This is a genomic window from Streptomyces sp. NPDC058373 (genome assembly GCF_042723275.1).
Taxonomy (GTDB): Bacteria; Actinomycetota; Actinomycetes; order Streptomycetales; family Streptomycetaceae; genus Streptomyces.
Genome location: NZ_JBHXJE010000031.1, coordinates 42,529 through 64,562, shown reverse-complemented (window position 1 = coordinate 64,562; position 22,034 = coordinate 42,529). Strand labels below are relative to the sequence as shown.

Genomic DNA, 22,034 nt, shown 5'->3' with positions numbered 1-22,034 from the left:
GAGGGCTGTACGCGTACGCTGTCGGGTCCGGTCGCGCGACGGTGCACGACCTGGTTCGGGGGTCAGGGGCGGTTGGCGCCGCCGCCGGCACGGACCGGGGCCGTCCAGATCGTCCCTCGGCGGTTGCGGCGGGACTCGTCCCAGTCCAGGACGTCCAGGCCGGCACAGACGTACAGGGTGCGACGGTCGGGACCGCCGAGGACGCAGGCGGGGGGCAGAGCGCTGTCGGAGGTGAAGCGCACGATGTCGGTGACGGCTCCGCCCTCGGCGAAGCGGGCCACCGCCGGAACCGAGGGCATTCCCGCCCAGACCCCGCCGTCGTCGTCCAGGCAGATGCCGTCGGGCAGGGAGGGCGTGGTGGCGAGGACGCGGCGCCCACCGAGCCGGCCGGTCTCGTCACGGTCCAGCACCGTGAGGCGGTTGGCGAACGCTTCGGCCGTCACGAGCCGGTCGCCGTCCGAGCTGACGGCGATGCCGTTGGCGCCCGAGAAGCCGCCCAGCTCTGTCAACGCCCGGGCGGTGCCGTCGGGCTCCACGACGAGCAGAGCCGAATCACGGGGCTCTTCCCCCTGGAACAGTTCGAACCCGAGCTGCGTCACGTAGGCGCGGCCGTCGGCATCGACGACCATGTCGTTGATCGGGCCGGTGGCCAGCGCGCGCAGGTCCGCGTGTTCGGTCACGTGCTCCCCGTCGAAGGCCAGGACGAGCCGCTCGTGCATCGAGGTCACGATCAGCCGTCCGTCGGGCAGCCATCCGAAACCGCCCGGAATGGTCTCGACACCATTCGCCGAAGCGCGCGTGGAGAGGTCGAGCGCGGTGCGCGGGGTGCCGTCCTCGTCGAGCCGCACGATCCGGTGGGCGTACATGTCGCTGAACCACAAGGCGCCCTCGTGCCACCGGGGGCACTCGGCCCACGTGTAGCCCCTCGAAAGCTCGTGCGGTGTGATGTCGAGGGCGCTGGCGAAGGGATCGACGGCGATGTCGGTCACGGGTCCTCCTGGTCGTCGTGCCGGGCCGGCCGGCGGATGGGGCGGTCAAAAGGAAAGGAGGTGGGCGAACTTCGCTCGCAGCAGGCCGCCCGTCTCGGCAAGGGCCAGTCGGCCTCTGGCGAGGTGGGCCGACTGCATCATGAATCCGTGGTAGGAGCCCGGGTAGCGAGTGAGCGTGGTCTGCACCCCGGCCTCGCGCAGCCGGTGGGCGTATCGCTCCCCCCAGTCCCGGAGTGGGTCGCACTCCGCCGTGACGACGATGGCCGGTGGAAGTCCGCCGAGGTCCCCCGCGTAGGCGGGAATCCGGTAGGGGCTGTCCGGATAGCCCCTACCGGCGTCGGCCATCTCGTTCAGGTACAGGACGTCGTCGCGGCTCAGGATCGGGGCATCGGCGCATTGCGACATCGACCGAGCACCGAGGTCTCGGTCGAGCCCCGGGTAGAGAAGCACCTGGCACCGGATCTTCGGGCCGTCGCGGTCCCGTGCGGCGAGGGCCACCGCGGCGGCGAGCGTCCCGCCGGCGCTGTCGCCGACGACGACGATCCGGTCCGGGTCCACCCCGATCTCATCGGCGTGTTCGGCCGTCCAGACGGTCGCGGCGTACGCGTCGTCGAACTGCGCTGGTGGTGGGGCTTCCGGGGCCAGCCGGTAGTCGACCGAGACGACCGTCGCGGCACTGCAGGCGGCGAGGTTACGGGCGAACGGCTCGAAGGAGTGGTTCGAGCCGAGGCACATACCGCCACCGTGGAAGTACACGAGCACCGGCGCCGCACCGGCCGTGTCCGGACGGTGGATCCGCACCGGGATCTCGCCGTGCGGTGAGGAGATCGACCGGTCCTCGGTGTCGGCCATCTCGGGCAGCCCGGGTGGAAAGGGCATGGACTCCATGGCTTCCCGCATCGCGGCGAGGCCACGTTCACGCATCGGCGGCAGGTCGGCCGTGGCCGCGGCGACAGCCGCTGCATCGGGGTCCAGGGGCGGAAGGGGCGGGGGCATCGTGCTCTCCGGTGTCTGCGGACGGGTCAGTCGTCGAGGAGGGAGAAGCCGCCCCTCGGCAGGAGCGGCGCTCGGCGGCCCGTCAGGACCTCGGCCCGTGCGGCCATGGCGTCGGCGACGAAGGGCTGGGACAGCAGATAGAACTCGTCCGCCGCCGCTTGGTCGAAGAAGACCTCGGCTGCCGCGAGCGGGTCCATGGCCTGTTCCTTCACCCGCAGCATGGCGGCCCGGTGGTCCTCCGCGGCAGCGGTGTCCCCGTCGTGGACGGCGCCTGCCGACTCGAAGATGTCGGAGGCCACGGCGCCGGGAAGGACCGCTTGCACGTGGACATGGTGGGCGTGCCCGGCGAGCTCCACCTCCTGGCGCAGGCATTCGGTGAGGGCCAGCACGGCGTGTTTGCTCATGATGTAGGGCGCTTGCAGGGGGCTGGCGCTGACCCCGCCCACGGAGGAGAGGTTCCACACCCACGACCGACCCGGCTCCGCGAGCATCCCCGGCAGGAACGCCCTGATGCCGTAGAAGACTCCGCTGATGTTGATCGCGACGAGGCGGTCCCAATTGGCGACCGGGGTGTCCCACAGGTAGCCGAACTGCTCCACGCCCGCGTTGTTCACCAGCAGCCTGGTTGGACCGGCTTCCTCGCGGCTGCGCTCTGCCAATGCTTCGAGGTCGGCCGGCTTCCGTACGTCGCAGGCGATGTCGAGGGCGCGCGCACCGCCCCGCTCCAACTCGGCGCGCAGGGAGGCGATCGCCTCGGTGTCGACATCGGCGAGCACCACCGTCATGCCGAGTTGCAGCCCGGCGTAGCGGGCCAGGCCGGCGCCGATTCCCGCGCCGGCTCCGGTGATCACCGCGACCCCGCCGCCGAACAGCTCCTTTGCCGAACTCATCGAGTGCTCTCCTCGCGCTCGGCGACGATCTCGCGGATGGCCCGCACCACCGGTGCGAACGTTCTCTCGGGGTCCACGACAGCGGGGCTGTCCATGTTGTTGTGGCAGATCGCGACGGCCAGGCGGTCGCGGAGATCGGCCCAGGCGAGCGAACCCCCGGCTCCGGGGCTGTAGATGACCTCCCGGTGATCTCCGACCAGCGGGTCGGACGCCCCGGTCTCACCGCCGAGCCAGAAGCCGTTCGCTCCGAACCACACGGGAATCGTGAGCACCTTGTCCGCGTCGTACGCGCCTTCACGCGGCCGGGTGAAGGTGGCCACTCTCTCCGGCGAGAGCAGGCGGACGCCGTTCAGTGCGCCGCCCTCCGCGAGCATCGCGAAGATCCGTGCCACGGAGTCCGCTGTGGTGATGGCGCCCGCTCCCGGGTCGACGGCCTGCTGCACCGTCCGCAGGTTGTGCGCGTCGGAGCCGGGGAACACCGCCTTCGGGCTGACGTTGTGCTCGTCGACGATGCTGAACTCGTTTCCGCCGTACAGTTTCGCCACCCGGGGAAGGTCGGCGTCGGGGACGCCGAGGTGGAGGTCGTCGGCGCCGAGGGGCCCGGAGATCTCCTCGCGGACGAAGACGTCGAACGGGCGCCGTGCCGGGTCCGTGCGGCGCACCACTTCCCCGACGATCCAGCCCCACACGAGGACGTGGTAGGCGTTGGCGGTGCCGGGCTCGTAGATCGGGGTGAACCCGGCGACGCGCTCGGTCATCCACTCCCAGTCGGCCAGCAGCTCCGGTATGACGCCTTCGGGCATCTGCGGGATTCCGGCCCGGTGCGAGAGCGCCTGTTCGACGGTGACGGATTTCTTGCCGTTGACCGCGAACTCCGGCCAGTACCGGGCGACCGGCGCCTGGAGGTCGACCAGGCCGCGCTCGGCCTGGAGGTGGACGGCGGTCGCGGTGATGCCCTTGGTCACGGAGAACACCGGGAAGAGCGTGCGCTCGTCGGCCGGGGTGCCCTTCTCCGCGTCACTGAATCCCGCTACGGCGTTCACGATCAGCTCGCCGCGGTGGTAGGCCGCGACGGAGATACCGGTCTCGCCCAGCTCCAGAGCGCGGTCGAGGGCTGCGGTGATGCGTTGATCAGGGGGGCGAAGGGTGGTCATCAGCTCTCCTCGTGCGGGTGCGGGCGGAGTGGGCCGCGGCATGCCGGGGGCGATGGCGGTGGCTGTCGTCCCGCTGACCACCTGAGGCTAGGCGGGATGCGAGGCGGCCCGAGTGTGTTGTTCCGCTGAGTGGACGGCTTGTCGCCGGGCAGGGCGTCAGTGGTCACCTCGCGCCGGGCGATGAGCCGGCGTCCCTCCCTGGAACGCCACAGTCCGTCACGGTGGGAACCGACACCCTCGACGGCCCGCACCCAGCCGGATCGACAACCCGGGGAGCGCCGTGATCACCATCGAGACCGCGACCATCATCGTGGGGCGGCGCTGGATCAGGCCGGACCAGCGGGGCCGCAGCCGTGCGGCTCGCCCGGCAGTGGAAACCGACGGCCGCCTTCACGACGCGCCGCAGCGGGGGCCTGGTGGATTAGTCCGTCACGCTGTCGCTCGCGGGGCACACGGCGCACGAGCTCGCCACACGTCGTTACACGCGGACCGCGATCCCGGTCATGCGGCACGGATGCTGCTCACCCTGCCGGCTGGGCTCCGGCGGCAGTGGCTGCCGGCCGAGTGGCGTCATGGCCCGTCCAGGGCCAGCAGTGCGGCCTCGACGGGGTGCCCCGCGCCTGGTCACCTCTGGGATGAGGAAGCGGTCAGGCCCGCGGCAAGGAACGCGATGACGGTCCCCGCGGCCGGGAAGGACGGCTCGGCGACGACGCGTCCCGTGGCCTGGGGCCGCCCGTAGAGCTGCAGGAGCAGGGTGAAGACGAGCCGCCAGCGGTCGGCGATCTCGTGCACGGTGAGATGGGGCAGCGCCCTGCCGAGCATCACCTCGAAGGGGGCGGAACCGAACCAAGGGGCGTGCATGCGTGGTGAGTCGGCGTCGAGGCACGTCTGGGCGAGCAGGCTGCAGAGGACGCGCCCCCGCGAGGAGCGGACCATGTCGTCGAACGGCTCTACCAGGGCCGTGACCAGCGCCACCATGTCGATCCCGGCCGGCTCCGCGTCGTCCGACGACGCGGGGTCCGCCAGCTCCTCCAAACAGTCGCGCCACCGGGGCTCCAGTTCCCGTTCCAGGAGCGCCGCCACCAGGCCGTCGCGGGACCCGAAGTGATAATGAACGGCTCCGGGATTCAGGCCCGCCTCGGCGTTGATGGCACGGACGGACACCTGGTTCACGCCGTGATCGAGGAAGAGCCTCTCCGCCGCGTCCAGCAGCCGGTCCCTGGTCGAGGACGATTCATCCGCCATACGGCTCATTGGAGCACACTGCGGAGAACTATCATTCAATCACTGATTGAATTACGTTTGGAGAGGCACGGACGCCCTCACGCGCCGCCTCCCCGCCTCTTCCCCCGACACCACAGGGACTTCTGCCATGGGTATCCACGTCGTCACCGGGTCCGCTTCCGGAATGGGAGCCGCAACCGCCGAGACGCTGCGCGAAGCCGGCCACACGGTCATCGGAATCGATCTGCGCGACGCCGACGTCACGGCCGACCTCGGCACGGACGAAGGCCGCGCGGCGGCGATCTCCGAGGTGCTGGAGCGGTGTGCGGGGCGACTCGACGGAGTGGCGGCCGTCGCCGGTGTCGGCCCTTCGACGCCGAACGCCGGCACCGTGGTCTCGATCAACTATTTCCATCCGGTGCGCCTGCTGGAGGGACTCCGCCCCGCGCTCGCCGCATCCGGCGCGGGACGCGTCGTGGTGATCGGCTCCAACTCCTCCACCACCGTCCCGATGATCGATGACAGGCTGGTCGAGCTACTCCTCGTCGGTGACGAGGAGGCGGCCCGTGAGCACGCCCGGGGCGCGCAGGCCGCCACACCCGCCGCGGTCCGGGCCGCTTCCCCGACCGTCTCCGCGTACGCGACCACCAAGTTCGCTCTGGCCCGCTGGGCCCGGCAGACCGCCGTCACCCCGGAGTGGGCCAGGCAGGGGGTCCTGCTCAACGTGATCGCCCCCGGGGCCGTCGTCACCCCGTTGATGCTCGCCGGTGGCCGTGCCGAGGATCTGGACACGGATGCCTTCCCCACGCCCATGCCGCTCGGTATGTTCGGCGCCCCGGAGGACGTGGCCTTCTGGGTGCACCAGTTCTTGCGTCCGGAGGCCCGTTTCACCACCGGCGCCATCCTCTGCGTCGACGGTGGCACCGACGCCGCCATGCGCCCCGACGCACAGCCCACGGCGATGACTGTCTGACCGATTCCACGGGCGACCTGGCCCTTGGCGGCTCCCCCCCCTCACGTCCGGTTCACCTCAGCCGAGAGAAGACGAAGATGACGACCCCCGATGTTTTCCAGCCCGCAGAGCTGGGACCTGTCACACTGCGCAACCGAATCCTCAAGGCGGCGACCTTCGAGGGCATGACCAAGGGTGCCGTGGTCACCGACGACCTGATCGAGTTCCACCGCCGTCACGCGGCGGGCGGCGTCGGCATGACCACCGTGGCCTACTGTGCGGTCGCCCCGGAGGGCCGCACCGAGTACGACCAGATATGGATGCGTCCGGAGGCTCTGCCGGGGCTGCGCCGCCTGGCCGAGACAGTGCACGCCGAGGGCGCCGCGGTGTCCGCGCAGATCGGGCACGCCGGGCCCGTGGCCAACGGCAAGTCCAACAAGGTGCCGGCCCTCTCACCGTCGCGGACGTTCAGCGCTCAGGCACTCTCGGTCATCCGGGCCGCCTCCAAGGACGACATCCGCCGCATCACCCGCGCGCACGCGGACGCCGCGCAGTACGCGATCGAAGCCGGCTTCGACGCGGTCGAGATCCATCTCGGCCACAACTACTTCGCCAGCTCGTTCCTGAGCCCGAAGATCAACAAGCGCAAGGACGAGTACGGGGGGTCCCTTCAGGGGCGCGCCAGGGTTGCCCGCGACGTGTGCCGCGCGGTGCGGGACAAGGTCGGCGACCGCATCGCCGTCCTGGCCAAGTTCAACATGGACGACGGTGTGCCGGGGGGCCTCTGGCTCGACGAGAGCCTTCAGGTTGCCCAGTGGATCGAGAGCGACGGCAGTGTCGACGCCCTGGAACTCACCGCGGGCAGTTCCCTGCTCAACCCGATGTACCTATTCCGCGGGGAGGCGCCGTTGCGGGAGTTCGCCGCCGTCATGCCCCAGCCGGTCAGACTCGGCATCCAGATGGTGGGCGGCAAGTTCCTGCACAGCTACCCGTACCAGGAGGCGTATCTCCTGGACAGCGCCCGCCAGTTCCGTGCCGCGCTCGGTCTGCCGCTGGTGCTGCTCGGCGGGATCAGCACCAAGGCGACCATGGACCGGGCGATGGCGGAGGGCTTCCAGTTCGTCGCCATGGCCCGCGCCCTGCTGCGCGAGCCCGACCTGCTCAACCGCCTGCAACAGGACCCGTCGACACCTTCCCTCTGCATCCACTGCAACAAGTGCATGCCGACCATCTTCAGCGGCACCCACTGTGTCCTGGCGGAAGTCGGCGGCCCGGGGCAGGTGGCCAGGGTCTGAGGTCGGCGCGGGCCGTTCCCCTCGCATGCCGAGGGGACGCCCTCCGCCTTCCTTCGGCCGCCGGTGGCTGCGCGAGCCCCTCGGATCAGGCAGGGACTGCACGGGCGCAGCGCAGTGACCAACGTACGGAAACAGCGCGGCTCGGACCGTTGAACGGGCCTGTCCATGACGGCGCCGACGCCGTGATCACACCAGCCACCACAAGATCTCACCCGTGGCCAGCATGGGCGGGGCAGCCCTTCCGCAACCTGTCTGAAAGGAGTCCCGCACAAGAACTCGTCTCGGCCGGCTTCAGCTCCGCGGTGCCCGTATGTCCCGCTTCCGGCTCCCCGTCTCCTGCCGCGCCCCGACCGGCCTCCCCCTGGTCGCCGCGAGGGGCACCGCCCCCGCCGGGCTCCCGCTGAGTGGGATGCGGCGGCGACCCGGCGCCGTCGCGGGAGTAGGAATCCGGGAGGCGAAGGCGGCGCGTGCGTGGAACGGTCCGGCGACACCCGTGGTGTTTGCGGCAGCCCGGCGTGCGTTCCGCGTGGAAGCGCAGCGCTCGGCGACGGTGCCGGTGACGGCCGCGTCAGCCGGCCATTACCGCGACCGGTTGACAGCCCTGCGCCGGGCAAGCCGAAGCGAACGGCACCTGGGACACGAGGACGGAGACGCCATGCCTGACGCGCTGCCGGAACGCGCCGAGACGGCGCGGTCGGCGCGGGCCACCGCCGTACCGGAGGACGTCACGGCCGACGTCGTCGTGGTCGGGTACGGCGTCACCGGTGCCGCGGCGGCGATCGGCGCCGCGGCCGAGGACGTGGACGTACTGGTCGTGGAACACATCGGCGGCCGGGTCGGTGCCGCGGCGCTGCCTGGCGGGGTTCGGTCGACCTCGGCGGTGGCGCTCCCGTGCAGCGGGTCCGCGGCTGCCACGACATCCCGGAGGCCAAGCGCCGCTTCCTCACTGCCGCCAGGGGGCCCGCGGCCGACGAGGCGAAGCTCGCGAGGTATGCCGAGCGGAGCCTGGAGCACTTCGACTGGCTGGTGAAGTGCGGCGTACAGTTCCGCGCCGCCCTCTCCGCCCCGCCCAACTCCGTAAAAGGTGAAAGGAAGCTGAATGTTCTCCGAGCGGGCCTTCCTGTCATTCGTGGACGTGACCGATCCGGCTCTGCTGCCCGAGTACCACGACTGGCAGCTCTACGACCACATCCCGGAGAACCGCGCGCTGCCCGGGGTGGCCTGGGGCGAGCGGTGGACACGCGTCGCCGGGGCCGGCGGGCTGGAGCGGATGGCCGACCGCCTGTCCGGGGTCGACTCGATGACGATGTACTGGTTCCTGCCGCCGTACGAAGAATCCGTGGCCGCGTGGCGGAAGCTGGGAACCGACTCCATCCAGTGGGGCCGCGGCCCCGGCATCCCCGGCGTGGAGCGGCCGTTCATGGGCTTCTTCACCCCGGTCAAGGGCTATGCGGCGCCGCACGCCCTGGTCTCCCCCGAGGTACTGCCGTACCGGCCGAACACTGGAGTGCACATCACGCTGACGCGGATCACCGAACCGATGGGCCACGACGCGCATCTGTCGTACCGTCGCGAGGACCGGGAGCGCATCCCCGGTCTCCTTGACGTGCCGGGTGTGGCCGGCGCGTGGACCTTCAGCCTGCACGAGCCGACCCGGCCGCACTGGCAGCAGGAGCAGGCCGACGCCCTGTCTCCGCACGAACTGCGGGTGCGGCTGCTGTACCTGGACGAGGATCCCCTCGAAGTGGCCGGGCGCCTGGCCGAGCAGGACAAGGGCGATTCCGTGGCCGAGGAGAACGTCCTCTTCTCCGCCCCGCTCGCCGCCTGCGCACCGTTCCGGCCGTGCCCGCCCGCGGCCTCCGCCTCCCCCGAACAGGACAGGTGATCACCGTGCCCCAGGCCTCCTCCCCCACCCTCGCCGACGAAGTGGCCCTGCGGAAGCTGGCCGAGCGGTACGCGCTCGCCCTCGACTCACGAGACCGGGAAGTCTTCACCGGCGTGTTCACCGCCGACGGCGTCATGGTCGCCTACGGACGGGACGGCAAGGAGACGTTGCGCCGCACGGGGCCGACCGAACTGGTCGGCGAGATAGACGACCTGGCAGCCTTCGAAAGGCTCTTCCACTCGGTCGCCACCCATGTCGCCGTCGTCGCCACGGACGGCGCCACGGCCACCGCGACCGTCCTGTGTGAGGCCCACCACTACGCCGAGGCCGACGGCACCGCCACCGACCTGTACTGCCCTGTGCGCTACGAGGACGCGTACGTGCGCACCTCCGAGGGCTGGCGCATCTCCCGCCGCGAGGTTCATGTGCTGTGGACCGACCTGCGCACCGTCACCGCGCCCGGCGGCTGATTCCGTACGGACGGAAGGGAGTGGGCACCCGCCGCCCGTATGCCCGGACCGGACGGCCGTTTCCGATGACGATCACCACGTCGAGGGCCCTCCAGGAGAGCCGGCCGCCTCCGGTGAGCACGATCTGGCGCGGTGGCATCTCATTCGTCACTTCCCGGACCATCGCCAGCTGCGTCCGATCGGTGGCCGCCGCCTCCGCCCCGCGAAGGACCATCCCGAGCAGAAGCCGCCCGATGCCCACTGCTGGCTGGAGCGTGCCGCGACGCGCTTCTTCCGGCCCGGTTCCAGCTCCACCCAGGCGGTCCAGGGACTCCATCACGCCCCCGTCCGGGCCAGGACATCAGTTCAGCGCACAACTCGGCCGAGGATTTCCCGGGCCTCCTTTCGGCCGTCGAGAAGGCGCGTGCACCGATTGGATATCCGCCAACCGGTCTCCCTCCGCACCAGGTCCCAGCGGTTCGCCGCAATCCGCCAGATGTAGAAGCCCCCGTTGCCGTCGCCGCGGAAGATCTGGGAGTAGGTGATGGCAGTGGCCCGTCCCCCCTCGATCTCGATGAGTGCGGGCCCGATGTTGTGCGCGGAGCCGCCGCCGATGATCTCCTGGTGAGTGGCGCCGAGGACCATCTCCGAGATGCCGGCACTGCCGTTGAGCACGCCGATGTCCATGTCATAGACGGCGTCCTGAGTCCACAGCGCTCCTGCCGCCTCGGCGTCGCCGCTGTCGACCGACGGCCCGTACGAAGCGATGAGCCGCCGGACAGCGAGCTCGTCCTCCAACTCGGTGACGCGGGCCGTCAGTGCCGCGAGCTGTACGGCCAGTTCGGCCACGGACCGGGCCGACTCGGTGTCTGCGGCCACTTCGGGTTCCATGCGCTGTTGCTCCTCACGGTAGGTGGGTCTCTCCGTCGCGGGCGATGGCGTCTCTGCGCCTCACCGAACTGCGTCACCCCCTTCCCGTCCCGATCAGCGGGAGCGAGAGCTGGGTGGTGCCGACTTCGTGCGACTTCTACTGGGCCGGGCAGCTCGCGAGAGCCTTGACCAGTACGGACTCGTTCACTCCGTACCCCGCGGCCGGACCGTGGACGTCGGCCGCGTCGAAGAGCGTCACCCCCGCGTCCACCGCAGCGTGCACAGTGCGGATCGCGCGTTCCTCGTCGTACCCGAGGGCCCAGGTCAGCGTCATCCGCGCCCCTACCGATCGGGAAGACCCTCGCGTCTCCGAACGGCCGCACGACTCGCTCCTGTCGAAAGTCGTCACTCGTCCACTTCCTCCTCGGCAAGGGGGCAGCGTGGACTCCACATGCCACGCGCCGGAGGTGACTACAGAGCTTCGGCTACCCGGGTCAGGGCTTCCAGCTGCACGCAGTGGTCGTCCGCGGAAGAGGACGCGAGCCGGACCGTGACCACGGTGGCGCCCGCCTGCCGCGCCTGCCGGAGCAGTGCCTCGGTGGATTTCGGGTCGTCACGGGGGTCCAACCGGCGTGAGGGGGACAGGACGACCTCGAAGCCGTCCGGGCGTTCCACCGAACCGAGGAGTTCGGCCAGTTGTTCCAAGGACAGGCCGAACGGGGCCCACCCGTCGCCGAGTTCGACTGCGCGGCGCAGTGAACGGCGGGTGGAGCCGCCGATCCAGAGAGGTACGCGCGGCTGCACCGCGTGTGGCTCGACCACCATGCCGGAGTAGTCGTAGTAGCGGCCGTGGTACTCGGGGTCCGGGCGCGACAGCGAGGCCCGCAGCGCCGCGAGCGCATCGTCGGCACGTGCGCCACGGTCCCCGAACTCCGCGCCCAGCAAACCGAATTCCTCCTTGAGCGTGCCGACGCCGAGGCCCAGCACAAGTCGGCCTCCGCTGACGCGGTCCAGGGTGCCGTACCGCTTGGCGATCTCCAGCGGGTGGTGATAGCCGAGGACCAGGACATGGGTGGCCAGGCGGATGCGGTGGGTGCGGGCGGCCAGGTAGCCGAAGGTGGCGAGCGGGTCCCAGTACGTGGCACCGCGTGCCGCCGCCACCTCGGATGGGACGGCCACGTGTTCACTGCACGTCAGGTGATCGTAACCGAGCTCGTCGGCGGCCTGCGCGATCGTGGCCAGTTCGGCGATACCCGCCTTCTCCTCCCAGGCCGAGTGGGCGCCCGGAAAACGGGTCACGACCGGGCTGATCGCCCCCAACCGCAGCGGCAGTCGAGGCGCCGTCACCGGGGGCTCATCCTGCGTACGCCGACCGCCACCTCGGTGACCAGGCGCGCCCGGTCGGGGCCGCAGTGGTTCTGAGCCTGTTCGACGTTGCCGCCGAGCACCTGGACGGGGCCGTCACCGAAGCGGGCGAGCATCTCCTCGGCGATGTCCCCTGGGTCGGCCACGGCGACCCCGGGCAGATCCATGCGCAGCCCTATCCGCTCCATCGCGGGAGTCCGGGTCAGACCCAGGACGGCGTGCAGCACGTGGACTCCGTGCGGTCGCAGCTCCGCCCACAGGCCCTCCGCGAAGATCCGCTCGAAGGCCTTGGCGGCGGCGTAGACGCTGATGTCCACGTGGCCCACATACCCGGACAGCGAACCGACGAGGACGAGGGCCCCCTTGCCGCGCTTCTTGAGGCGGGCGCCGAAGTACTGAGCGAGTTCCAGCTGACGGGTGATGTTGAGGTCGATGACCTGCTGAAAGGAGGAGAGATCGCCCTCGACGAACTCGGCGCCGTAGGTGTTGGCGCCCGCGTTGTAGATGAAGGTGCCGACATCGACCTCCGCTGCGATGTCACGGATCCGCTGGACCACGTCCGGGTCGAGCAGGTCGCCGGACAGAGTGCGGACCTGGACTCCGTGTGCCTGGGCAACGCGGTCCGCAGTGGCCTGCAGAGGGCCGGGCTTGCGGGCGACGAGGATCAGGTCGATGCCCTGTGCGCCCAGCCTGTCGGCGAGCTCGGCGCCCACGCCCTCCGATCCTCCCGCGATGACCGCCCAGGGGCCGTATGTCGCCCGGTCGACCACGCCGTCACCGAGATGCACGTTCATATGTCTCCCTGTCTGCTGCGAAGCCGTACGACGGGCGAGCAGGAACGCATGCCCCCAACGCCCGTAGTCTGGCAGGTGGCGCGGCAACGGCCCAGCCGTGCTCCCGATCAGCGGGAGTGTCGCCGGATCGGGAGTTCGCACAGCGCAGGGAAGGGGCGTCCCTCCCGTGCGGAGAAGCAAGCGGGCGGCGGCAGGGCGGCAGTCCGTCACGAGGGCCCGACCCGTCCCGTACACCGGGAGCGGCCCTTTCCGACCTGGCCGTCCCGTACGAAACTCTCCGCACCGCGCAGGAGCACCACGAGGAGACCGCTATGCCCGACAACGCACTGGCCCCCGTTCCGGCCGTCGACGGCACCACCGTCGACCTGTTGGTCGTCGGAGCGGGCACCGGCATGGCCGCCGCCCTCGCCGGGCACGAGGCGGGCCTGAAGACCCTGATCGTGGAAAAGACGGAGTACGTCGGCGGTTCCACGGCCCGCTCCGGCGGCGCTTTCTGGATCCCGGCCAGCTCCCTGCTGGCCGCCGAGGGCGCCGGCGACACCGCCGATCGCGCCCGTACCTACTTGCAGGCCGTGGTCGGCGCGAGCGCCACCGATGAGCGGTGGCTCAGCTTCCTCGATCACGGCGAGGAAGCCCTGCGGATGCTGCAGCGAGTCACCCCGATGCGGTTCTTCTGGACCCGCGGCTACGCCGACTACCATCCGGAACTGCCCGGCGGCTCCGCCGCCGGCCGCACCTGTGAATGCCGTCCCTTCGACCTGTCCGTACTGGGCAGGGAGCGGGCCCGGTTGCGTCCGTCCGTCATGGAATCGCCCGTGCCGATGCCGATCACCGGCGCCGACTACCGGTGGATGAACCTGGTGGCCCGCCTGCCCCGCTCCGGCCTCCCGCGCATCGCGAAGCGCGCGGCGCAGGGCCTCGGCGGCAAGCTGATCGGCCGCGAGTACGCCGCCGGCGGACAGGCGCTGGCCGGCGGCCTGTACGCCGGGGTGCTGCGCGCCGGGATCCCGGTGTGGACGCGGACCGCGCTGCGCCGCCTGGTCACCGATGGCGACCGGGTCACCGGCGCCGTGCTGGAGCAGGACGGCCACGAGGTGACGGTGACGGCCCGGCGGGGCGTCGTGCTGGCCGCCGGCGGGTTCGACCACGACATCGAGCAGCGCCGCGCACACCAGTCGAAGCATCTCGAGCCGGGCTGGAGCCTCGGCAGTCCTGGCAACACCGGCGACGCCATACGGGTGGCGCAGGACATCGGCGCCGACACCGAACTGCTGGAGCAGGCATGGTGGTTCCCCGCGGTGGCCCCGCTGCCAGGCGGTTCCCCGCAGGTCCTGCTCGCCGAGCGCGCTCTGCCCGGCTCCCTGATCGTCGACGGCAGTGGGCAGCGCTTCGTCAACGAGGCCACCGACTACATGAGTTTCGGACAGCGTCTGCTGGAGCGGGAGCACGCCGGCGACCCGGCCGGCCCCCTGTGGCTGGTCTTCGACCAGCAGTACCGCAACAGCTATGTCTTCGCCGGGGCATGCTTCCCGCGGATGGCCCTTCCCAGGGAGTGGTACGAGGCGGGCATCGCCCACCGGGCAGGCGACGCCGCCGCTCTCGCCCGCGGCGCCGGGCTGCCGGAGGACGCCTTCACCGCGACGCTGCGCCGCTTCAACAACCTGGCCGCAGCCGGAAACGACGACGACTTCCGCCGCGGCGCCAGCGCGTACGACCGGTACTACGGCGACCCGACGGTCACCCCGAACCCCAACCTTCGGCCGCTGACAGGACAGCTGTACGCCGTCCGCGTCGTCCTGAGCGACCTGGGCACCTGCGGCGGACTGCGGGCCGACGGTGACGCCCGTGTCCTGCGGCCGGACGGCGCCCCCGTCGAGGGCCTGTACGCCATCGGCAACACCGCCGCCAACGCCTTCGGCAGGGTCTATCCCGGCGCCGGAGCCACCATCGGCCAAGGACTGGTGTACGCAACCGTGGCCGCCCGGCACGCCGCAGGACGGAAGTGAGCGGCCCGATGCCGGGAGAACACCTGAACGGGCAAGATCCGGGCATGGACCGAGCGGCCACCGCGAACGCCGTCAACCGCTACGCGTTCTGCTTCGAGGGCTCGGACAGGCAGTGTCGCTCCACCTCGGCACGCGCCCCGGCTCCCGGCGCGCTTCGCTCCTGTCCCAGGGACGGGCTGCGAGCTGGGCACCCGCATGGCGCTCGGGGAAGGCGACGTCCGGGAGTTCCGTCCTGTCCGCCCGCACCACCGGGTCCGTCGATATACGCCTCGCCCACTCCGCCGGCGGCCGTCCCCGGAGCTCTGCCTCCGGCCCGGGCCACCTGTTCCCGCAGGAGCGATGAGGGCCCGAGTGCGCTGTTCCGCTGCGTGGACGGCTTTCGGCAGCCCGGGGTCAGGTCGTCACTTCGCGCCGGGCGATGAGCCAGCGCCCCTCCCCGGAACGCCTCAGCTCGTCACGGTAGGAACCGACGACCTCGACGACGGCGGGGGCGCCGCTGGAGACCAGGAGGAAGTACGAGCGGGCCGTGGCCCCGTCCCCGAGCACGCGGACCTCCTGGTTGGTGATCAGGTGCCGGTTCCCCGAGCCGGGGCCGGCGTGGCCGAGTTCGCGCATCGTCAGCAGTCCGGCGACGGCTTCCTCTCGTCCCCTCCACGTGGTGCCGGCCATCCGCCACTCCACGTCGTCGGTGAACAGGGCGCCCAGGTCTTCCGGTGCCCCTTCGTCGGCGAGGCGGGCGAAGGCGTACAGAACATCGGTGATCCGGGCGGCGTCCGGGACGTCTGTCCCCGACTCTTCGACGGTGTTCACGGCTCTCCTCGGGTTCGGAGGGCGGGGTTCGGGCGGCCGTTGTCGTACCGCTCCGGGCCCCGTGGAGCACCATCGTGCGCCGCTCCTCCTCCCCCACGGGCCCGAACGTCCACTGACCGGACACCTCGTCGATGGCGGGGGCACTCGTCCGGCAGCGTGGAAGCAGACCTTTCACCGAGATGGAGGCAGTTCCCGTGACGACAGGCACTGACGCCCACAGCACGCCCCCCGAAAGCCCTGATCTCTCGGTCACGGTGGACGGCGGTGTCGGCCTCCTCGAAATGCGTCGGCCGCCCGCCAATTTCTTCGACGAGGCGCTCATCGGGCAGATCGTCGACGCCGCCCGTCGGCTCGACGACGATCCCGCCTGTCGAGTGCTGGTCCTTGCCTCCGAGGGCAAACACTTCTGCGCCGGGGCCGACTTCGGTGACGGCGGCGGGTTCGCACAGGACCGGGTGGCCGTATCGGAACGCCTGTACCGCCGGGCGGCGCAACTGTTCGAGATCCGCACCCCGGTCATCGCGGCCGTACAGGGAGCCGCCGTGGGGGGCGGCCTGGGCCTCGCCTGCGCCGCCGATTTCCGTGTCGCCGAGACCGGTTCCCGGTTCGTCGCGAATTTCGCGTTGCTCGGATTCCACCAGGGATTCGGCCTGAGCGTGACGCTGCCGGAGCTCGTCGGCAGGCCCATCGCGTCCGACCTCCTGCTGACCGGACGGCCGGTCCGTGGTGAGGAGGCGGTCCGCATCGGGCTGGCGGACAGGCTCGCCGAGCCTGGCCGCGTGCGCGAGACCGCTCTGGACTGGGCACGCTCGATCGCGGCGGCCGCTCCCCTCGCGGTCCGCTCGATCCGCGCCACGCTCCGCGCGGACCTGCCGGGCCGGGTCCGGGCCGCTCTGGAGCACGAGCTGACCGAGCAGGCACGTCTGTGGGCCACTCAGGACTGTGCCGAAGGCATCGCGGCGAGCCTGGAGCGCCGCCGTCCGGAGTTCCGCGGCGAGTGATGACGCGCCGTCACCGGACGTTCCACTGCCAACCGGTGAGGAGCCCGCCGGTCAGGCGCGTACCGCCTCCGAGGTGCACACGGGGTCCTCCTCCTAGAGGTCCGCGCCACCACACGCCGGGACGCCTCCGAACCGCCCTACTCCCCCAGAGGGGGCATGACGTCCCCGCCGACGATGTCATCGGAACACACCTCGGCCACCCGTCCGAGCGGACGGCTGATCGGTACCGGGGGCAGCGGGGGCGCTGCGGGGCCGGGCGTCAGGTGATCAGGGGCCGTGGCGCGGGGCGGCTTCGCGCGCGAAGGCGGCTCATGCCCGATGCCGCGTACCAGATGTCCATCGCGGTGATGCGGACGGCGTCGATGGCCGACTGCAGCGGCATCGCGTCGGAAGGGCCGCACAGCGACACCGCCGCGCGGATCCGGCTCTCGGAGGGGCCGATAGGGGCGGCCACCGCCGTGATCCCCGCGGTGCAGCCCTGGGTATCGACCGCGACGCCGCCGCGGTCGCGAACACGGTCGAGTTCTTGTCGCAACTGTCTCGGGGTGCTGATGCCGTACGGAGTCGCGGGGGCTGGAAAATCCAGGTCGGGCTGCTCGCTCTGGTCCAGTTCCGCGAGCAGAGCACGGCCTGCCGCCGCATGAACGGCCGGCTGCCGGGCTCCCAGCCGCCAGCCTCTCCCCCGTTGCGGCCAGTCACCGATCCGTTCGAGGTGCAGCACCTCCGAGGACACGAGCACACTCAGATGTGCGGTCAGGCCGGTCGACCGGTGCAGCGCGTGCATGAGGGGAAGCGACGCCTGATGGACGCGGTCCCGCCGCACGACCTGAGCACCCAGCTCGAACATCCTCATGCCTAGGGCGTATTCGTATCCTTGCCGCTCGACCCAGCCCAGCTCCACGAGGCGTTGCAGGATGCGGTGTGCCGATGAACGCGGAAGGCCGGCGAGCCGGGAGATCTGGACCAGCGTGAGCTGTTGACGGCCATCGAACACCTCCAGCAGGGACGCCACTCTGTCGATCATGGCGACCGGCGTGGTCTGGCTCGGCGCAGTCGTCATCGTCACCTCCCGGCACCGTTGCCTGGTTGCACAATCTGCCAACCTGTCGCAAACTGACAGGTATGAGTCTACTGGCGGATTGCAAGCGTGTAAACGGATCGGATCCCATTTCCGCATACGACCTTGCGGCACCCGGTGCCGCCGCCGCTTTCAGAGGAGCGCGGCCGTGGTGAAGCGCGGAGGGCCGACGCTGACCGAGCGGCGCGCGGAAGAGCTGAGGATGACGATCGCGCACAAGGCGGTCGAGATCTTCGTCGCGGACGGTGACACGTCCGCGACCGTGGAGCGCATCGCCAACGCGGCGGGCATAGCGACGCGCACCTTCTACCGGCATTTCGCCGTCAAGGAGGACGTCGTCCGGCCGCTGTTCCGCCACAGCTCGAGCCTGGTCATCGACACCCTGCGCAACGCGCCCGAGGGCGGCGACACGGTCGGCATACTGGTCGCGGCCTGGACATCGGCCATGGACGACGGGGTACTCAGCCCGTTCGATCGCCGGCTCCTCACGCTGATCGCGGAAAGCCCGCAGTACCGCCTGCGATGGCTGGAGGCCGACGACGATCTGTGCGAGGCGGTGGCGGAGTTCCTCGCGAAGCAGCTCGGCCGGGAGGAACATCCGTTGCGGGTGACACTTCCCGCCTACCTCGTCGTCCAGGCGACTCGCCACGTCTTCATGCAGTGGGTCGCCACCGGCACCGACGAGGAGATCGCCGATCTGCTGCGGGTCGGCCTGAGCATGGTGCTGGACGGCGTGACGGCGGGCCTGCCCGCCGGTGCGGCGCGAGGATGAGCCGACCTGCCTCTTCCTTCACCGCGACATACGAGGCTCGTTCACATCCCCGGAGCCCGCTTCGGCTTCCGCCGGTCCGAGGGCGCCGGACAGCCGTAGCGCGGCGAGGTCCTGCGGGGTGTAGCCGCACTCCGCGAGTACACGGGAGGTGTCCGCTCCCAGAGGCATGGGCGCACGCGGGGGCACCGACGAGGAGCGGCTCAGTTTGACGGGGACTCCGATGCCCCGGTAGTCGCCGTCCCGGACCACCATGCCCCGGTGGATCACCTGGGGGGCGGACAGCGCCGCCGCTATGTCGTTGACCGGGCTCGCCGGGACGCCCCGCGCCACCAGTTCGCCAGCGAGTTCGTCTGCGTCGCGCGCCAGGAACGCGGGTTCCAGTTCGGCCAGCAGTGCGGGCAGATTGCCGATGCGGTCCCGGTTGCGACGGAAGCGCGGTTCCCTGGCCAGTCGGGGGCGTCCGAGTACCTCGGTGAGCGCGGCGAACTGCGCGTCGCTGGCGGCCGCCACGAACAGGCGGCCCTCTCGCGCCGTACGGAAGACCTGGTACGGGGCCACGGTCGGGTGGGCCGCCCCAGTTCGTTCCGGTACTTCGCCGGACTGCAGGTAGGCCGCGCTGTGCGGATGCATCAGCGACACGACGGCATCGAGCAGCGTTGCTTCGACAAGCTGCCCCTGCCCGCTGACCCCTCTCTCCAGGAGGGCGAGGAGGACGCCCGCGAACGCCTGGTGCGCCGCCGTGATGTCCACCAGGGGCACACCGACCCGGAGCGGATCGCCGTCGCGCTCTCCGTTGACGCTCATGAGACCGCCGTACGCCTGGAGCGCCGCGTCATATCCGGGGAGGCCCCCGAGCGGGCCATCGACGCCGTAGCCGGTGATCCGGCAGTAGACGAGCCGAGGGAACTCCGCCGCGAGCCGGGACTCGTATCCGAGCCCCCAACGTTCCATCGTTCCCGCCTTGAAGTTCTCCACGACCACGTCGGAGCGGGCGATGAGGCTGTGCAGCACCTCGCGGGCCTCTTCCGCCCGCAGGTCGAGCACGATGTTCGCCTTGTTGCGGTTGAGGCCCTGGTAGTACGCGCTCGCCGTTTCCGCGTCGTCGACGAACGGAGGACCCCAGCGACGCGTTTCGTCTCCCGAAGGCGCCTCCACCTTGATGACTTCCGCGCCGTGGTCAGCGAGCATCTGTGCGCAGAAGGGCCCGGCGAGGACCCGGCTCAGGTCCAGGACGCGCAGACCTCGGACAGCACCGGCGCCGTTCACCGCTCGCCTCCCGTCACCAGCGGCCACCAGTCCCCGCCCGCGCCCACGCGAGCGGCCAGGCGGTCCTGCCAGTAGCTTTCGGAGCCGAACTCGTCGCGCCAGGACCACATCCGGGTGGTCACCCTTCCCAGATGGTGCTCGCGCGAGTAGCCGAGCGCACCGTGCAGTTGATGTCCGAGCGCGGTGACCACCTGTGTGCCGGCCGAGGCCGTCGCCTTGGCCGCGGCGACCGCGAGATCCGCGTTGTCCTGTGCCTCCACCGCGAGTACCGCGGCATCGGCGCCGACTCTCATCATGGCGGCCTCCGCGGCCAGGGCCGCCACATGCTGCTGCACGGCCTGGAACCGGGCGAGCGGGCGTCCGAACTGCTCGCGTTCGGTGACATGCCGAAGGGTGGATTCCAGCACCGCGCGCGCCGCTGCCGCCAGTTGGACCGACCGGGCCAGCGCCCCCCGCCGCGACACCGCGGCGGTGTCGACGCCGAGTGGCGCGGGGGCAACCGCTCCCCCGGCTTCGAAGTCCTCCAGTACGAGCGTGTCGCGCGGCTCCCCGGCGAGGTTGTCCGCCCGTACGACGGCCGGATCCGCGAGTCGCCGAACGGGTACGACAGTGACGAGCACTTCCTCACCGCACTTGACCAGGGTTACGACGTGGTCCGCATGCCGGCCCCAGGGTGTCCGCAGCCGCCCGGACAGGCGGAGCGTACCGTTGCGCCACTGGCCACGGGCCTCGTCGAGCGAGGCGACCACGAGTCCCTCCGGCAGGGGCAGGCCGGCCTGCGCCAGGAGCCAGCCCGCCAGGAACGCGGTCTCGGCCACCGGGACGTCGGCGGCGTGGAAGGCGGTCAGGTCGACCACGACCGCCAGGTCGCGGAGTGTGCCGCCGCTGCCGCCCGACTCCTCCGGGACCCCCAGCAAGTGGAATCCCGTTTCACTCAAGCCCTTCCACAGGAGGCCGTCGAAGCCTCCCGGGCCGGACGCGCTCGCCTCGCCGCGCCGCAGGATGGCGCTGACGGCAGAGCGGATCTCTTCCCGCACGTCGTCGCTCACCGGACCCCCAGCCCGCGGGCGACCACCGAGCGAAGGATCTCGCTGGCCCCTCCGCGCAGCGTGAACGCCGGGGAGTGGAGGATGCCCTCAGCGAGCATCCCCGCCAAACCCGTCGCTCCCCTGACGGGTTCCGTCCCGGTCAGTCTGCGTACGGTCTCCACCACGTCTCCTTCGAATCGTGACCCCAGATCCTTCACCAGGGCGGCGGCGGTCTCGGTGGAACGCCCTTCAGCCAGGGCGGCGGCAACCGACAGGGAGAGCTGACGCAGCGACCAGGCCCGGGCTGTGAGCCTTCCCAGCTCTCTCGCCTCGACGGCGCCGATCCCCCGCTCCGCCAGATGGTCCGCCCACTCCCGAAGCAGCGGCACCGTACTCATCAGTCGTTCGGGCCCGGACCGTTCGTACGCGAGCTCGGCGGTGACCTGGCTCCATCCAGCTCCGCGTACGCCGAGCAAACTGTCCTCGGGGACGACGGCAGCGTCGAACACCACCTCGTTGAAGTGGTGTTCCCCGTCCGCCGTCACGATGGGCCGGATTTCGACGCCCGGCGCCGGGAGGTCCACCACGAACTGCGACAGACCGGAGTGCCGATCTGCCGGTGAGCCGTCCGTACGGGCGAGGACGACCATCGCGTGAGCGTAGTGGGCACCCGTGGTCCACAGCTTGGTCCCGGTGATCTCCCACCCGCCGGGCACCTCTCGCGCCCTGGTGCGCACCGACGCCAGGTCGGAACCGGCCTCGGGCTCGCTCATGCCGATGGCGAAGTAGCAGGCGCCACGGGCGATCTCGGGCAGATAGCGCTGCCTCTGTTCTTCGGAACCATGACGGAGGATGGACGGTGCCATCTGGCGATCGGCGATCCAGTGCGCGGCGACCGGCGCGCCCGCGGCGAGCAGTTCCTCGGTGACGACGAAGCGGTCCAGCGGTGAGCGGTCATGGCCGCCGTAGCGGCTGGGCAGCGTCATTCCCAGCCAGCCGCGCGCCCCCAGCCGCTTGCTGAAGTCCCGGTCGGCCGCCGTCATCCAAGCGTCACAGCGCGGAACGAAGGTCCCCGCCGCCCTTTCCTCTGCCAGGAAGGCCCGGACTTCCTCGCGCAGCAGCCGTGACGCGTTATCAAGGCGATGAGCGGAGAGATCGATCGTGGCTGTCATCGGACACCTCCTTCGGTTCCAGCCCACGCTAGGCGACG

The 22,034-nt window shown here is 70.9% G+C and carries 21 protein-coding genes; 7 read left to right on the top strand and 14 right to left on the bottom strand.

Annotated features, from left to right (window positions below; translation table 11 throughout):
- Positions 1–62 precede the first annotated feature (62 nt).
- The 5 genes from ACFWMZ_RS18520 to ACFWMZ_RS18500 all read right to left on the bottom strand — a co-directional run bounded on the left by ACFWMZ_RS18520 (position 63) and on the right by ACFWMZ_RS18500 (position 5,274).
- Positions 63–989 carry an SMP-30/gluconolactonase/LRE family protein gene (locus ACFWMZ_RS18520; RefSeq protein ID WP_383171216.1) on the bottom strand — a complete coding sequence of 309 codons (927 nt, stop codon included), beginning with the start codon at positions 987–989 and terminating at the stop codon, positions 63–65.
- A gap of 45 nt (positions 990–1,034) precedes the next feature.
- Positions 1,035–1,913, bottom strand: a complete 879-nt coding sequence (locus ACFWMZ_RS18515) for an alpha/beta hydrolase (protein WP_383171214.1) — start codon at positions 1,911–1,913, stop codon at positions 1,035–1,037.
- Between the two features lie 98 nt (positions 1,914–2,011).
- Positions 2,012–2,875 carry an SDR family NAD(P)-dependent oxidoreductase gene (locus ACFWMZ_RS18510; protein WP_383171211.1) on the bottom strand — a complete coding sequence of 288 codons (864 nt, stop codon included), beginning with the start codon at positions 2,873–2,875 and terminating at the stop codon, positions 2,012–2,014.
- Positions 2,872–4,029 carry a serine hydrolase domain-containing protein gene (locus ACFWMZ_RS18505; RefSeq protein ID WP_383171208.1) on the bottom strand — a complete coding sequence of 386 codons (1,158 nt, stop codon included), beginning with the start codon at positions 4,027–4,029 and terminating at the stop codon, positions 2,872–2,874. Before ACFWMZ_RS18505 ends, ACFWMZ_RS18510 begins: the two co-directional genes overlap by 4 nt.
- Before the next feature lie 624 nt (positions 4,030–4,653).
- A complete protein-coding gene (locus tag ACFWMZ_RS18500; protein WP_383171205.1) occupies positions 4,654–5,274 on the bottom strand; it encodes a TetR/AcrR family transcriptional regulator in 621 nt (206 codons plus the stop codon).
- 127 nt (positions 5,275–5,401) lie between these two features.
- Here ACFWMZ_RS18500 and ACFWMZ_RS18495 point away from each other — a divergent pair, with 127 nt between their 5' ends.
- From ACFWMZ_RS18495 to ACFWMZ_RS18480, 4 genes are all read left to right on the top strand, one after another.
- Complete coding sequence (locus ACFWMZ_RS18495) at positions 5,402–6,226, top strand: SDR family oxidoreductase (RefSeq protein ID WP_383171202.1); 825 nt, start codon at positions 5,402–5,404, stop codon at positions 6,224–6,226.
- 77 nt (positions 6,227–6,303) lie between these two features.
- Positions 6,304–7,500 (top strand): NADH:flavin oxidoreductase, encoded by a 1,197-nt coding sequence (locus ACFWMZ_RS18490; RefSeq protein WP_383171199.1) that lies wholly within the window; start codon positions 6,304–6,306, stop codon positions 7,498–7,500.
- 1,099 nt (positions 7,501–8,599) lie between these two features.
- Positions 8,600–9,385 carry a hypothetical protein gene (locus ACFWMZ_RS18485; RefSeq protein WP_383202670.1) on the top strand — a complete coding sequence of 262 codons (786 nt, stop codon included), beginning with the start codon at positions 8,600–8,602 and terminating at the stop codon, positions 9,383–9,385.
- A 5-nt stretch (positions 9,386–9,390) separates the two neighbouring features.
- Positions 9,391–9,855, top strand: coding sequence for a nuclear transport factor 2 family protein (locus ACFWMZ_RS18480; RefSeq protein WP_383202667.1), 465 nt, complete (start codon positions 9,391–9,393; stop codon positions 9,853–9,855).
- 345 nt (positions 9,856–10,200) lie between these two features.
- On the opposite strand, the gene ACFWMZ_RS18475 is transcribed toward ACFWMZ_RS18480, so the two are convergent.
- From ACFWMZ_RS18475 to ACFWMZ_RS18460, 4 genes are all read right to left on the bottom strand, one after another.
- Positions 10,201–10,725, bottom strand: coding sequence for a nuclear transport factor 2 family protein (locus ACFWMZ_RS18475; RefSeq protein ID WP_383202664.1), 525 nt, complete (start codon positions 10,723–10,725; stop codon positions 10,201–10,203).
- A 136-nt stretch (positions 10,726–10,861) separates the two neighbouring features.
- Positions 10,862–11,038: an aldo/keto reductase gene (locus ACFWMZ_RS18470; RefSeq protein WP_383202661.1), complete on the bottom strand. Its 177-nt coding sequence runs from the start codon at positions 11,036–11,038 to the stop codon at positions 10,862–10,864.
- Between the two features lie 137 nt (positions 11,039–11,175).
- Positions 11,176–12,051: a TIGR03619 family F420-dependent LLM class oxidoreductase gene (locus ACFWMZ_RS18465; RefSeq protein ID WP_383171185.1), complete on the bottom strand. Its 876-nt coding sequence runs from the start codon at positions 12,049–12,051 to the stop codon at positions 11,176–11,178.
- Positions 12,048–12,863, bottom strand: coding sequence for an SDR family NAD(P)-dependent oxidoreductase (locus tag ACFWMZ_RS18460; RefSeq protein ID WP_383171182.1), 816 nt, complete (start codon positions 12,861–12,863; stop codon positions 12,048–12,050). Before ACFWMZ_RS18460 ends, ACFWMZ_RS18465 begins: the two co-directional genes overlap by 4 nt.
- A 311-nt stretch (positions 12,864–13,174) precedes the next feature.
- On the opposite strand from ACFWMZ_RS18460, the gene ACFWMZ_RS18455 reads away from it, so the two are divergent.
- Positions 13,175–14,869: a 3-ketosteroid-delta-1-dehydrogenase gene (locus ACFWMZ_RS18455; protein ID WP_383202658.1), complete on the top strand. Its 1,695-nt coding sequence runs from the start codon at positions 13,175–13,177 to the stop codon at positions 14,867–14,869.
- A 393-nt stretch (positions 14,870–15,262) separates the two neighbouring features.
- Here the strand turns inward: ACFWMZ_RS18455 and ACFWMZ_RS18450 are convergent, their stop codons facing one another.
- Entirely contained in the window at positions 15,263–15,679 is a 417-nt protein-coding gene (locus tag ACFWMZ_RS18450) for a nuclear transport factor 2 family protein (RefSeq protein WP_383171176.1), read from the bottom strand.
- A gap of 179 nt (positions 15,680–15,858) precedes the next feature.
- On the opposite strand from ACFWMZ_RS18450, the gene ACFWMZ_RS18445 reads away from it, so the two are divergent.
- On the top strand, positions 15,859–16,680 hold the full coding sequence (locus tag ACFWMZ_RS18445) for an enoyl-CoA hydratase/isomerase family protein (RefSeq protein WP_383171174.1): 822 nt from the start codon (positions 15,859–15,861) through the stop codon (positions 16,678–16,680).
- A gap of 259 nt (positions 16,681–16,939) precedes the next feature.
- On the opposite strand, the gene ACFWMZ_RS18440 is transcribed toward ACFWMZ_RS18445, so the two are convergent.
- Positions 16,940–17,740 carry an IclR family transcriptional regulator gene (locus tag ACFWMZ_RS18440; protein WP_383171618.1) on the bottom strand — a complete coding sequence of 267 codons (801 nt, stop codon included), beginning with the start codon at positions 17,738–17,740 and terminating at the stop codon, positions 16,940–16,942.
- 166 nt (positions 17,741–17,906) lie between these two features.
- Between ACFWMZ_RS18440 and ACFWMZ_RS18435 the strand changes: the two genes are divergently transcribed.
- Positions 17,907–18,530, top strand: a complete 624-nt coding sequence (locus ACFWMZ_RS18435) for a TetR/AcrR family transcriptional regulator (protein WP_383171172.1) — start codon at positions 17,907–17,909, stop codon at positions 18,528–18,530.
- An 18-nt stretch (positions 18,531–18,548) separates the two neighbouring features.
- Here ACFWMZ_RS18435 and ACFWMZ_RS18430 read toward each other — a convergent pair whose 3' ends face one another.
- The 3 genes from ACFWMZ_RS18430 to ACFWMZ_RS18420 are packed head-to-tail and all read right to left on the bottom strand — an operon-like array spanning position 18,549 to position 21,996.
- Positions 18,549–19,796, bottom strand: a complete 1,248-nt coding sequence (locus ACFWMZ_RS18430; protein ID WP_383171169.1) for a CaiB/BaiF CoA transferase family protein — start codon at positions 19,794–19,796, stop codon at positions 18,549–18,551.
- Positions 19,793–20,845: an acyl-CoA dehydrogenase family protein gene (locus ACFWMZ_RS18425; protein WP_383171167.1), complete on the bottom strand. Its 1,053-nt coding sequence runs from the start codon at positions 20,843–20,845 to the stop codon at positions 19,793–19,795. Before ACFWMZ_RS18425 ends, ACFWMZ_RS18430 begins: the two co-directional genes overlap by 4 nt.
- The gene (locus tag ACFWMZ_RS18420; protein WP_383171164.1) at positions 20,842–21,996 is read right to left on the bottom strand and encodes an acyl-CoA dehydrogenase family protein; all 1,155 of its coding nucleotides are present in this window, start codon (positions 21,994–21,996) and stop codon (positions 20,842–20,844) included. Before ACFWMZ_RS18420 ends, ACFWMZ_RS18425 begins: the two co-directional genes overlap by 4 nt.
- Between the last annotated feature and the right edge of the window lie 38 nt (positions 21,997–22,034).

Bases quoted from the DNA above. Each gene is read 5' to 3' on its own strand.
- ACFWMZ_RS18475 (WP_383202664.1), bottom strand. From the start codon at position 10,725: ATGGAACCCGAAGTGGCCGCAGACACCGAGTCGGCCCGGTCCGTGGCC.
- ACFWMZ_RS18510 (WP_383171211.1), bottom strand. From the start codon at position 2,875: ATGAGTTCGGCAAAGGAGCTGTTCGGCGGCGGGGTCGCGGTGATCACC.
- ACFWMZ_RS18485 (WP_383202670.1), top strand. From the start codon at position 8,600: ATGTTCTCCGAGCGGGCCTTCCTGTCATTCGTGGACGTGACCGATCCG.
- ACFWMZ_RS18440 (WP_383171618.1), bottom strand. From the start codon at position 17,740: ATGACGACTGCGCCGAGCCAGACCACGCCGGTCGCCATGATCGACAGA.
- ACFWMZ_RS18515 (WP_383171214.1), bottom strand. From the start codon at position 1,913: ATGCGTGAACGTGGCCTCGCCGCGATGCGGGAAGCCATGGAGTCCATG.
- ACFWMZ_RS18500 (WP_383171205.1), bottom strand. From the start codon at position 5,274: ATGGCGGATGAATCGTCCTCGACCAGGGACCGGCTGCTGGACGCGGCG.
- ACFWMZ_RS18445 (WP_383171174.1), top strand. From the start codon at position 15,859: ATGGAGGCAGTTCCCGTGACGACAGGCACTGACGCCCACAGCACGCCC.
- ACFWMZ_RS18495 (WP_383171202.1), top strand. From the start codon at position 5,402: ATGGGTATCCACGTCGTCACCGGGTCCGCTTCCGGAATGGGAGCCGCA.
- ACFWMZ_RS18470 (WP_383202661.1), bottom strand. From the start codon at position 11,038: ATGACGCTGACCTGGGCCCTCGGGTACGACGAGGAACGCGCGATCCGC.
- ACFWMZ_RS18455 (WP_383202658.1), top strand. From the start codon at position 13,175: ATGCCCGACAACGCACTGGCCCCCGTTCCGGCCGTCGACGGCACCACC.
- ACFWMZ_RS18490 (WP_383171199.1), top strand. From the start codon at position 6,304: ATGACGACCCCCGATGTTTTCCAGCCCGCAGAGCTGGGACCTGTCACA.
- ACFWMZ_RS18420 (WP_383171164.1), bottom strand. From the start codon at position 21,996: ATGACAGCCACGATCGATCTCTCCGCTCATCGCCTTGATAACGCGTCA.
- ACFWMZ_RS18460 (WP_383171182.1), bottom strand. From the start codon at position 12,863: ATGAACGTGCATCTCGGTGACGGCGTGGTCGACCGGGCGACATACGGC.
- ACFWMZ_RS18505 (WP_383171208.1), bottom strand. From the start codon at position 4,029: ATGACCACCCTTCGCCCCCCTGATCAACGCATCACCGCAGCCCTCGAC.